Genomic DNA, 10,473 nt, shown 5'->3' on the forward strand with positions numbered 1-10,473 from the left:
TCTCTCCCTCTGTCCTCCGGGGGGGGGGGGGCCGGGGCCGGGGCGCGCGCGCCCCTCGCCCCCGGGGGCGCTGTGGGTGATTGGGTGTGGGGCCCTCCGTCGGGACGGAGGGCCCCACACCGATGCCGCCATCGCCGCGGACTACTTCACGGAGCCCGCCATCACCCCCTGCACGAAGTGCTTCTGGAAGGCGAAGAACACCACGAGGGGGACGACGAGCGACAGGAAGGCCCCCGGGGCCAGGACCCCGATGTTGCTGCCGAACTGCCTCATCTGGGACTGGAGCGCCACGGTCAGCGGCTGCGACTCGCTGTCGGCGAAGAGCAGGGCCACGAGCATGTCGTTCCACACCCAGAGGAACTGGAAGATGGCCAGGCTGGCGATCGCGGGCCGCCCCAGGGGCAGGATCAGCCCGAGGAAGATCCGCCACTCGCTGCCGCCGTCCAGACGTGCCGCCTCCAGCATCTCCCTGGGGATCTCCGCGAAGTAGTTCCGCAGCAGGAAGACGGCGAACGGCAGCCCGTACGCCACGTGGAAGAGGATCACGCCCGCCACCGTGCCGAAGAGCCCGACGGCGCCGAAGAGCCTGGCCACCGGCAGCAGACCGATCTGGACGGGCACCACCAGCAGGCCGACGACCACGAGGAACAGGGCGTCGCGCCCGGGGAAGCTCAGCCAGGCGAAGGCGTAGCCCGCGAGGGCCGCGATCACGACGACGAGCACCGTGGTCGGCACGGAGATCAGGACCGTGTTCCAGAACGCCGACACGAGACCGGAGTCCTGGAGGAGGGCACGGTAGTTGTCGGCCGAGAGCCCGCTGGGGTCCGACAGCGACGTCCACCAGCCGTCCGAGGCGTTGTCCCGCTCCGAGCGCAGCGAGGAGAGGAGGAGCCCGGCGAGCGGGGTGATCCACACGAGGGCGACGAGGGCCAGGAGCGCCTGGACGACGGAGTTGCCCAGCCAACGGGCCCCTCCGGTGCGGCTGCTCATGCCTCCCCCTTCCGGAAGCGCCGGATGTTGAGGATCATCGCGGGGACGACGAGGACGAGGAGCAGCACGCTGAGCGCGCTGCCGAGGCCCTGGTCGTTGCCGCCGCCGAAGGAGACCAGCCACATGCGCGTGGCCAGGACATCGGCCTCCTCCTGCACGGGGCCGGGGGCGATGATGTAGACGAGGTCGAACACCTTCATGACGTTGATGACGAGCGTCACGAAGACGACGGTGAGGACGGGGGCCAGCAGCGGAACCGTGAGCTTGCGGAAGATCTGACCCTCCGTCGCGCCGTCCACCCGGGCCGCTTCCAGGGTGTCGCGCGGGATGGCCGCGAGTCCCGCGCCGATCAGGACCATGGAGAAGCCGGTCCAGACCCACAGGTAGGCGCCGATGATCGCCGGCGTGATCAGGGTCGGGCCGAGCCAGTCCACCCCCGGGTAGCCGGCGGCGAAGTTGGACGCGGGGACCCGCAGCGCGTACGTGTCGTCGGCGAGGCCGGCGAAGCGGAACGAGCCGTCGTCCCCCGTCTTCGCCGAGGCGACGACCGTGCCCGCGCGCAGCACCTCGACCGTCACCCCCGGGAGCCCGCGCTCCTTCGGGTCGATGAGGCCCTGTCGGCCACCGGCGCCTGGCGTGAAGTCCAGGTAGACGGCGCCCGAGAGGCTGTCGGCGGCCGTCTCCGGCGGCCGTGCGGGCACCGCTCGCGGGGGCACGGCCTCGGGCGCGACGCCGACGAAGGGAAGGACGGTGTCGCTCCCGGGGCGCACCCCCGCGGTCGTGTAGCCCTCGCCGGGGCTGCCGCTCAGCCCCTTGCCCTCGCGGGCGCGGGCCGTGGGGTACGGGGACGGGTCGACGATCGCGTCGTGGACGCCGACGATCGCCGCGTTGAGCACGCCCCGGTCGGGGTCCTGTTCGTAGGTGAGGCGGAAGATGATGCCGGCGGCGAGGAAGGACACGGCCATGGGGAGGAACAGGACCAGCTTGAACGCGGTCGCCCAGCGCACCTTCTCGGTGAGCACGGCGAGGACGAGCCCGAGCCCGGTGAGCAGCACGGGCGCGACGACGACCCAGATCGCGCTGTTGCGGACGGCCTTGAGGGTGGCCGGGTCCTGGAACATCTCCACGTAGTTGGCGCCGCCGACGAAGCGGTCGCCGCTCGCGTCGAAGAGGCTGCGTCCGACGGAGTACACGACGGGATAGACGACCAGGGCGCCCAGGAGGATCAGGGCGGGCAGGGCGAAGAGCGCGCCGAGGAGGCGCCGTCTGCGCAGGGCGCGGCGCCGCGGGTTCTCCGCGGCGCGCGCCGTCGCGGTGAGGGCCATGACGGGCGCCCTCAGTTCCCGTACGCCTTGGCCGCCGCGGCCTCCAGAGCCGCGGCGGTCGCCTTCGGGTTCGACGGGTCGCGGAGGAAGTCCTGGAGGAGCTTCCACTCGCCGGCGCCCTTGGTGCCGCCGAAGGCCGCGGGGGCCTGGTCGGACATGTCGAAGCGGACCGAGTCTCCGGCGGCGACGAGCGACGCGGCGGTCGCGCGCGTGGTCGCGTCGCCGTAGGCCTCGGGCTTGACGTTCTTGTTCGGGGAGAGGAAGCCGCCGGCCGCGGCCCAGACCTCGGCCGCCTCGGGCGTGGCGAGGTATTCCAGGAGCTTCATGCCGGCCTCGGCGTTCTTCGCGTCCTTGAGGACCACGGCCGCGTCGCCGCCGCTGACCACGGGCGCGGTCCCCGCGCCGACCGCGGGGAACGGGAAGAACTTGGCGCCCTCGCCGGGCTTCTTGCCGAACTCGTCCTTGGCGACGCCGCCGACGAAGTCGCCCTCGTAGACCATGCCGGCCTTGGGCTCCGGGCCGAAGACCTTCTCGACGGAGCCCGGGAAGTCGGTCCCCAGGGCCTCCTGGGCGCCGCCGGCGACGAGCTGCTTGTCCTTGAAGACCTCGGCCAGCGTGGTGAGGGCCGTGACGACGCTCTCGTCCGTCCACTTGATCTCGTGCTGGGCGAGCTGGTCGTACTTCTCCGGTCCCGCCTGGGAGAGGTAGACGTTCTCGAACCAGTCGGTGAGCGTCCAGCCGTCCTCGCCGGCGACGGCGAAAGCGGGCCGTCCGGAGTCGGCGAGCGTCCGGCCCGCCTTGAGGAGCTCGTCCCAGCTCTTCGGCTCGTTCACCCCGGCCTGGGCCAGGGCCTCGGGGGCGTACCAGATCGTGGACTTGTGGGCCGCCTTGAAGTAGAGCCCGTAGTACGCCCCGTCCACGGTGCCGTAGTTCTTCCAGACCGGGGCCAGACCCGCGGTGGCGGTCTCGGTGGTCTTCGGGGAGAGGGGCGTGAGCCATCCGGACTTGGCGAACTGCTGGAGGACGCCGACCTGGGGGACGAGGACGACGTCGGGGGCGTTGCCGCCCTCGATCTTGCTGCCGACGAACGTGGAGACGTTGTCGCCCGAGGGCACGAAGACCGTCTTGGCCCCGGTCTTCGCGCTGAAGGCGTCGAGCACCTTCTTGAAGTTCTTCTGCTCGCTGCCGGTCCACACTCCGGCGACCGTGACGGTCTTGCCGCTGAGTTCACCGCCGGCGGCGGGTTCGGTGTCGCCGCCGCAGGCGGTGGCGGTGAGCGCCAGGGCCAGGAGGGTGGAGAGGCTGCCGGTGGTACGGAGGGCTTTCGCGGCGGATCGTCTCATGCCGGTCCTTCCTCGGAGAAGGCGAGCGCGCTCGAACGGGCGCCCCTGCTATGCATTCATGTTAGGTAGGCGAGACGAGGGCATGTCAACGATGCTGCACAACTTGCCTCAATGAGGCTCCAGTTGTCGCGACTCAGACCCGCGGAGAGAGAAGAGGGCTACCTAACGAAGAAGTAGGTGCGGGAGGGAGTCACGAGCCGTTCGAGACGGCGCTCAGCTCGCGTGCCAGCCTCCGCACTCCCTCCTCCGGGGTGTCCCGCAGCGCCAGTACGTCCTGGCCGACGGCCTGGACCACGAGGCTCACCTGGTCGTACCGCGCGCTCTTGGGGCGGGGCACGGCCGCGAGCACGCTCTGCCGGAGGATCGGGAGATAGGGGTGGGAGGCGACGAGGGACGGGTCGTCGTAGAGCGAGGCGCGCACCGGCGGCAGAGCGCCCCGGGTCAGGACCTGCCGCTGGACCGGTTCGCTCGTCAGGTACGCGATGAAGTCCGCGGCCGTGGCAGGGTGCTTCGAGCGCGCGGACACGGCGAGGTTCGATCCGCCCAGCACGCTCGTACCCGGCCCGTCGAGACCGGGCAGGGGCACGGCGCCGAAGCGTCCCGCCACCTTCGACCCCGGGCCGCCGGCTTCGGCGTAGACGTACGGCCAGTTCCGCAGGAAGAGCAGGCGCCCCTCCTCGAAGGCCGCCCGGGACTCCTCCTCCTTGAACCCCAGGGCCTCCGTGGGTATCCAGCCCTCGCGCAGCCCGTCCGCGAGGAAGGCGAGGCCCGCCCGCGCCGCGTCGGAGTCGACCGCGACACGGGTGCCGTCGTCCCGCAGCACGGTTCCGCCCGCCGACTGGATCGCCTCGGTGATGTTCACGGTCAGGCCCTCGTAGGGCAGCAACTGCCCCGCGTATCCGGCCAGTCCGTACCGGGGGGCGAGCGTGCGTGCCTGCCGGGCCAGTTCGGCCCAGGTCGCGGGCGGCTTCTCGCCGGCCGCTTCCAGCACGTCCGCGCGGTAGTAGAGGAGCCCCGCGTTGGTCACGTACGGGACGGCGTACAGCCGTCCGTCGAAGGTGGCCGTGTCGACGACGGGACTCAGGAAGGCGTCCAGCGCGAACCGGTCGCGGTCGAGCGGGGTGATCAGACCCGCCGCGGCGAACTCCGACGTCCAGGCCACGTCGAGGTTGAGCACGTCGAACCTGCTGCTGCCGGAACGCAGTTCGCTGAGCATCTGCGCCCTCGTCTCGTCCGCCGAGTCCGGCAGCTCCACGAGGGTGACGGGCTCCTCCCGGTGACCGCGGTTCCAGTCGTCGACCAGGGGCGCGAGGTAGTGGGTGAGGTCTCCCGCCGTGGCGAACGTCAGCGGCCCCCTGCCCCCGGCCGGCGGTTCACCGGGCGACCAGGCGACGTCCGAACAGCCGGCCAGCAGGACCGCCGCCACGAGGACGCCCCTCCTCAAGGCCCGCATCCACCGCATGGGTTCCTCCTGGACGTGGCCCGGACGCGATGTGCACCATCGTGGCATACGTACCGCCCGGGGAATCGGTGATACTGAACGCCCAGATCACCCGGCCGTCACCCCGGTCCACCGGCCTCGGGTCCGGCATCGGGTTCCGGTACGACACAGAAGGGGCAGCGTGTGCGGCAGCAGCTGCTGGCACTCCTCACCCGGGGCCCCGCCCACGGATACGAGCTCAAGCAGGGCCTTGAACAACTCCTCGGCTCCGCATACCCTCAGCCGAACGTCGGCCAGGTCTACGTGACCCTCGGACGGCTGGAGAAGAGCGGCCTGATCGAGGGTGAGGATGTCGAACAGTCCGGTCGCCCCAACAAGCGGACGTACCGGTTGACGGACGCCGGACGAGAGGCCGTCTCCGCGTGGTTCGAGGAGACCGCCGACGAGCCGAGGGTGCGCGACGAGTTCTTCATGAAGCTCGCACTGGCCCCGCTGTCGGGGCTCGCCGATCCGATCACCTTGATCAACAGACAGCGGCGCAGGCACCTGAACACCCTGCGCACCCTGTCCCGGCTCGCCGCTTCCGAGGACCGTGACAACAAGATCGCCCAGCTTCTCATCGAGGGCGCCGTGCTGCACCTGCAGGCCGACCTCGACTGGCTGGAGCGCTGTCAGGAGGAGCTGGAATGACGGAAGGTCCCGCCCCGACAGCCCCACGGGAGCCGATCGTCCGCGCCGAGGGCCTGACGAAGACCCATCGCGGCGACGGCGCCCCGGTCCCGGCGGTACGCGGCGTGGACCTGACGGTGCGGCCCGGTGAGTTCGTCGCCGTCACCGGGCCGTCCGGGGCGGGCAAGTCCACCCTGCTCCACCTCGTCGGCGGTCTCGAACGGCCCGACAGCGGGCGCCTGTGGCTGGCGGGCGAACGGGTCGAGGGCTACTCGGAGGCCCGCTGGGCGGTGTTGCGCCGGCGCCGCATCGGCATCGTCTTCCAGTTCTTCAACCTGGTCTCCGACCTCACCGTCGCCGACAACGTGGAACTGCCGGCGCTGCTCGCCGGCGCCTCGCCCCGAGCCGCCCGCAGGAGCCGCGGCGAACTCCTCGCCGAGCTCGGACTCGAAGGCCGGGACCGCGCGATGCCGGGAGAGCTGTCCGGCGGCGAACAGCAGCGGGTCGCGCTCGCCCGCGCCCTGGTGAACAGCCCGGCGCTGCTGCTCGCCGACGAACCGGCGGGCAGCCTCGACAGCAAGGGGACCCGCGACGTCACGCGCCTGCTCTCCCGCTTCCACCAGCGGGGCCAGAGCATCCTCATGGTCACCCACGACGCCCGCATGGCCAGCGCCGCCGACCGGGTCATCAGCCTCTTCGACGGGCAGGTCGCCGACGACGCGACCCTGGGCAGCGGCGGCACGGCACGCCCGGGAGTCTCCGGCGTGCTCGAACTACGAGACTGAGGCGGGGCGCCGTGCGGGCCATTCTGCGGTGGGCTCACTCCGACCTGCGCGCCCATCGCGGCGAGGCGCTCTTCGCCGTGCTGGCCAGCGCCGGCGTGATCGCCTCCCTGCTGCTGTCGGCGGCGCTGCTGAGCTACGCGGTGAACCCCTGGCAGCGGGTGTTCAACCAGTCCCAGGGCGCGCACATCTGGCTCCACACGCGAGGTGACCTCGACGCGTCCGCGCTCGCCTCGCTGGACGAGGTCGCCGCGCTCTCCGGGCCCTTCCGGACCGCCGAGGCCACCGTCGACGCGGCCGGCGCGCGGGCGCGTGTCGTCCTGCGGGGCGCGGGCCCCCGGCCGCCCGCGGTGGCCCGCCCCCTCGTCACGGAGGGACGCTGGCTGGGGCCCGGGCCCGGCGACAGCGGCGAGATCGTCCTGGAGAGCAGCCTGGCCCGCGCCCTGTGGGCGGAACCGGGTGAGACGGTGACGGTCACCGGCGCGGACGGCTCACCGCTGTCGCTGCGGGTCGTGGGCGTCGCCGACGGCGCCGAACCGCTCTACCGGGCCGGCGAGGGGGCGGGCACGGCCTGGGTGCCGCCGGGGGCGCTGGAGCGCCTGGCCCCGGCGGGCACGGGCCGGAGCGTCGGGCTGCGGCTCAAGGACCCGGGCGACACCGACTACGTCGTCCAGCGCGTGGTGACCCTCCTCGGCGCCCACCGGGTCGACCAGGTCACGAACTGGCAGGAGGCCAGGGCCGACAGAGGAGGCGACGACCGGCTGCTCGGGCAGATGTTCGCCGCGTTCGGACTCGCCGCCCTCCTCTCCGCGGCCGTCGCCGTCTCCGGGGCGGTCAGGGCACGGGTACGGGGCCAGCTGCGGGACATCGCGGTCCTGAAGGCCATCGGGTTCACGCCCGGCCAGGTGACGCGGGGGTTCCTCGTCCAGCATCTGGCGCTCGCGGTCCTCGGAGCCGGCCTCGGCACCACGGTGACCCTCACGCTCGGGCGGTGGATACCGGGCAGGATCGGCGAGGCCGCCGTCCTGTGGCCGGAGATGCCGGGACACGCGGCGGTCGTCGTCGGACTGCCCATGGCCGCGGTCCTCCTCATCGCCCTCGCCACGGGCCTCGCGGCCTGGCGGGCCGGCCGGGTCCCGCCCGTACCCGCCGCCAGGTCGGCGCTCCCGGCCGCCGCGCCGCTCACCGTCCTCGGCCGCCGCGCCATCGCCCTGCGGCTCTCCCCCGCTCTGGTCCTCGGCTGGCGCTCGGCGTTCGCCGGGCGCGGACGCGGTCTGCTGCCGGTCGCCCGGCTCGCCCTGCCGATCGCCCTGATGACGGTCGCTCTCGTCGCCTGGTCGACGCTCGACCAGTTCCGCGGCGATCCCGCGCGGATGGGCCGGGCCGCCGCCCTGACCGTACGCGCGGAGGAACCGGGCCCGGCCGACGACCCGGCGCTCGAACGCGCGCTGACCTCGGTCCCGGGCGTCCGGGACGCCTTCCCCGGCGTGGAGTTCGTCGCACTCGTCCCCGGCCAGACCGGGACGATCACCCTGCGCGGACTGGGCAGCCGGGCACGGCCGTTCCCCCACAGCGTCGTCGAGGGCCGGGCGCCGGCCGGCCCGGACGAGGCGGTCGCGGGGCAGGGACTCCTGGACCTCCTGGGCGTCCGGGTCGGGGAATGGGTCCGGATGACGGTGGCGGGGCGTCCGCAGATCCTGCACGTCGTCGGCCGGAGCGTCGAGCCCGACCAGGGCGGCCGTGTGCTCTCCACCTCGCTCGACAGCCTCAGGGACGGCGACCCGGCTCTGCGGGCGCAGTTCCACGCGCTCGTCCTCCGGCCGGGGGCCGACCCCGGCGAGGTGGCGGCCGCCGTCGCCGGGTCGGGCGGCGGAGTCCTGGAGATCCGCTCGGCCCCCACTCCGGCGGACCGGCTGGACACCCCGCGCGGGGTGATCGCGGCGCTCATCGCCGTCCTCGCGTTCATCGCCCTGGTCGAACTGCTCACCCTGATCGGCTCCGGCGTACGCACCCGGACGCGCGACCTGCTCGCGATGAGGGCCGTCGGCCTCACGCCCCGCCAGATCGGCTCGGTGACGGTCATGGCGGCGGCCGTCACCACCCTGGTCTCGGCCCTGCTGGGCACCGGGGTCGGGGCGGTGCTAGGGCGCCGGCTCGTCGACGCGGAGGGCCGCTCCAGCGGCATCGGATCGGGGATCGCGGACGTGCCCTCGCCGCTCGTCCTGGTGGCCCTGGTCGCCACGGCCACGGCGGTCGGCGCCGTGGCCGCGCTGGCGCCCGCCGTGCGGACGGCGCGTCGCCGGCTCGTCGACTCGGCGAGCGAGACCTTCTGAGGCACACCCGCGAGGGCCCGGCGTCAGGCCGTCCGTTCCGTGCGGTCGCCGCGTCGCCGATGCCGACGCGGGCGGCGTCCGCGGTGATGGCGTCGGTTGCGGCACCGCCGCTCCGGCGTGCGCAGGAGGGTCTCGGTACCGTGAACCTTTCGGTCTTCCGTCGTCAGGAGTGGGTGTCATGAGTGATCCGAAGAAGCCCGAGGTCACCGTCCCGGAGGGTGAAGCTCCCGCCGAGCTCACCATCCGGGACCTCGTCGTCGGGGACGGGCCCGAGGCGAAGCCGGGCCGGGTCGTCCGGGTGCACTACGTCGGGGTCACCTTCGCGTCCGGGAAGGAGTTCGACGCCTCCTGGGACCGGGGCGAGCCGTTCAAGTTCGCCGTGGGTGGCGGCCGGGTCATCAAGGGCTGGGACCGAGGGATCCGGGGGATGAGGGTCGGCGGTCGGCGCGAGATCGTCGTCCCGCCGCGCCTCGGGTACGGCAAGCAGTCCCCCACGCCCGCGATCCCGGCGGGCTCGACGCTCGTGTTCGTGGTGGACCTGCTCTCGGTCGTCTGAGGTCGTGGGCCCCGACCCGTAAATCGTTTGCGGGCATCGGCGGCCCCTGCTAATTTGCCGGAGGCCGTGCGAGAGAACGAGGAGGTGGTACCCGTGAACGATGCGACATGGGTGCTCTCCTCCGGGGTCACGGTCGGGCGATAGGTCGTCGTCCGGGAGCGCCTCTTCTGAGCCCTCCCGAAAGGCACGACCATGCACTTCACCTCTGAACGACGCCTCGACGACGACGTCCTGGAGCGCGAGTTCACCCTCGACGGCATCCCCGGCATCCTGTGGACGCCCGGGTCCGTCACCGCACCGGTGCCGCTGATCCTTCTCGGCCACCCTCCCCTCGGTCTGCGGGCGATGTACCCCCGTCTCGCGGCCCGCGCCCGGCACTGCGCGGCGCGGGGCTTCGCGGCGGCCACCATCGAGCTCCCCGGAAGCGGCGACCGGCCCCGCCTGCCCGCCGTCGACCGGGCACGTGCCGAGCTGCGGCGGACCCTCCAGGCCGGGGAGCCGGTGGGCGACGAGATCATCGACGCCCTCATCCTGCCGCTGGTCGAGGAGGCGGTCCCGGAATGGCGGGCCGCTCTCGACGCGCTCCTGGCACTGCCCGGGATCGGCGGCCCGGTCGGCTACTCGGGCGGAGTGATCTCCATCGGCGTCCGTCTGGCGGTCGTCGAGCCGCGCGTCTCGGCCGCCGTGCTGTACGCCGGGAGCTTCGTACCGCGCGTCATGTTCGAGGAGGCCCGGCGGGTCACCGTTCCGCTGCACGTCCTGCTGCAGTGGGACGACGAGGGGAACGACCGGCAGGCCTCCCTCGACCTGTTCGACGCCTTCGGCTCCCCCGAGAAGACGCTGAACGCCAACATGGGAGGCCACACCGGCGTCCCGGAGTTCGCGGCGGAGGCGGCGGACATGTTCTTCACCCGGCACCTGAAGTGAGGCGGGGCCGCCCGGCCGGCCCTGGCGGCGGGCGCGGCCGGGGCGGCCCCCCCCAAGTGGACGGCGACGGGGAGGAGAGAAAGGTTAAGGGAGGGTTGGAGTGTAGA

9 protein-coding genes are annotated in these 10,473 nt (G+C 72.9%); 5 read left to right on the forward strand and 4 right to left on the reverse strand.

Annotated features, from left to right (window positions below):
* Positions 1-141: 141 nt before the first annotated feature.
* The 4 genes from ABTY59_RS37460 to ABTY59_RS37475 all read right to left on the reverse strand — a co-directional run bounded on the left by ABTY59_RS37460 (position 142) and on the right by ABTY59_RS37475 (position 5,120).
* Positions 142-990, reverse strand: a complete 849-nt coding sequence (locus tag ABTY59_RS37460; protein WP_352023629.1) for a carbohydrate ABC transporter permease — start codon at positions 988-990, stop codon at positions 142-144.
* A complete protein-coding gene (locus ABTY59_RS37465) occupies positions 987-2,315 on the reverse strand; it encodes an ABC transporter permease subunit (protein WP_352023630.1) in 1,329 nt (442 codons plus the stop codon). Before ABTY59_RS37465 ends, ABTY59_RS37460 begins: the two co-directional genes overlap by 4 nt.
* An 11-nt stretch (positions 2,316-2,326) precedes the next feature.
* On the reverse strand, positions 2,327-3,658 hold the full coding sequence (locus ABTY59_RS37470) for an ABC transporter substrate-binding protein (RefSeq protein ID WP_352023631.1): 1,332 nt from the start codon (positions 3,656-3,658) through the stop codon (positions 2,327-2,329).
* A gap of 190 nt (positions 3,659-3,848) precedes the next feature.
* Positions 3,849-5,120 (reverse strand): ABC transporter substrate-binding protein, encoded by a 1,272-nt coding sequence (locus ABTY59_RS37475; RefSeq protein ID WP_352023632.1) that lies wholly within the window; start codon positions 5,118-5,120, stop codon positions 3,849-3,851.
* A 162-nt stretch (positions 5,121-5,282) separates the two neighbouring features.
* Between ABTY59_RS37475 and ABTY59_RS37480 the strand changes: the two genes are divergently transcribed.
* From ABTY59_RS37480 to ABTY59_RS37500, 5 genes are all read left to right on the forward strand, one after another.
* On the forward strand, positions 5,283-5,789 hold the full coding sequence (locus ABTY59_RS37480; protein ID WP_352023633.1) for a PadR family transcriptional regulator: 507 nt from the start codon (positions 5,283-5,285) through the stop codon (positions 5,787-5,789).
* Complete coding sequence (locus tag ABTY59_RS37485) at positions 5,786-6,553, forward strand: ABC transporter ATP-binding protein (RefSeq protein WP_352023634.1); 768 nt, start codon at positions 5,786-5,788, stop codon at positions 6,551-6,553. Before ABTY59_RS37480 ends, ABTY59_RS37485 begins: the two co-directional genes overlap by 4 nt.
* Positions 6,554-6,564: 11 nt before the next feature.
* Entirely contained in the window at positions 6,565-8,883 is a 2,319-nt protein-coding gene (locus ABTY59_RS37490; RefSeq protein ID WP_352023635.1) for an ABC transporter permease, read from the forward strand.
* A gap of 178 nt (positions 8,884-9,061) precedes the next feature.
* Complete coding sequence (locus ABTY59_RS37495; RefSeq protein WP_352023636.1) at positions 9,062-9,439, forward strand: FKBP-type peptidyl-prolyl cis-trans isomerase; 378 nt, start codon at positions 9,062-9,064, stop codon at positions 9,437-9,439.
* 192 nt (positions 9,440-9,631) lie between these two features.
* Positions 9,632-10,366: an alpha/beta hydrolase gene (locus ABTY59_RS37500; RefSeq protein WP_352023637.1), complete on the forward strand. Its 735-nt coding sequence runs from the start codon at positions 9,632-9,634 to the stop codon at positions 10,364-10,366.
* The last annotated feature ends 107 nt before the right edge of the window (positions 10,367-10,473 follow it).

It is taken from the genome of Streptomyces sp. NPDC096079 (assembly GCF_040303145.1).
Classification (GTDB): Bacteria; Actinomycetota; Actinomycetes; order Streptomycetales; family Streptomycetaceae; genus Streptomyces.

Excerpts from the sequence above, each read along its gene's own strand:
- ABTY59_RS37460 (WP_352023629.1), bottom strand. The coding sequence starts at position 990 with ATGAGCAGCCGCACCGGAGGGGCCCGTTGGCTGGGCAACTCCGTCGTC.
- ABTY59_RS37465 (WP_352023630.1), bottom strand. The coding sequence starts at position 2,315 with ATGGCCCTCACCGCGACGGCGCGCGCCGCGGAGAACCCGCGGCGCCGC.
- ABTY59_RS37470 (WP_352023631.1), bottom strand. The coding sequence starts at position 3,658 with ATGAGACGATCCGCCGCGAAAGCCCTCCGTACCACCGGCAGCCTCTCC.
- ABTY59_RS37475 (WP_352023632.1), bottom strand. The coding sequence starts at position 5,120 with ATGCGGTGGATGCGGGCCTTGAGGAGGGGCGTCCTCGTGGCGGCGGTC.
- ABTY59_RS37485 (WP_352023634.1), top strand. The coding sequence starts at position 5,786 with ATGACGGAAGGTCCCGCCCCGACAGCCCCACGGGAGCCGATCGTCCGC.
- ABTY59_RS37495 (WP_352023636.1), top strand. The coding sequence starts at position 9,062 with ATGAGTGATCCGAAGAAGCCCGAGGTCACCGTCCCGGAGGGTGAAGCT.
- ABTY59_RS37500 (WP_352023637.1), top strand. The coding sequence starts at position 9,632 with ATGCACTTCACCTCTGAACGACGCCTCGACGACGACGTCCTGGAGCGC.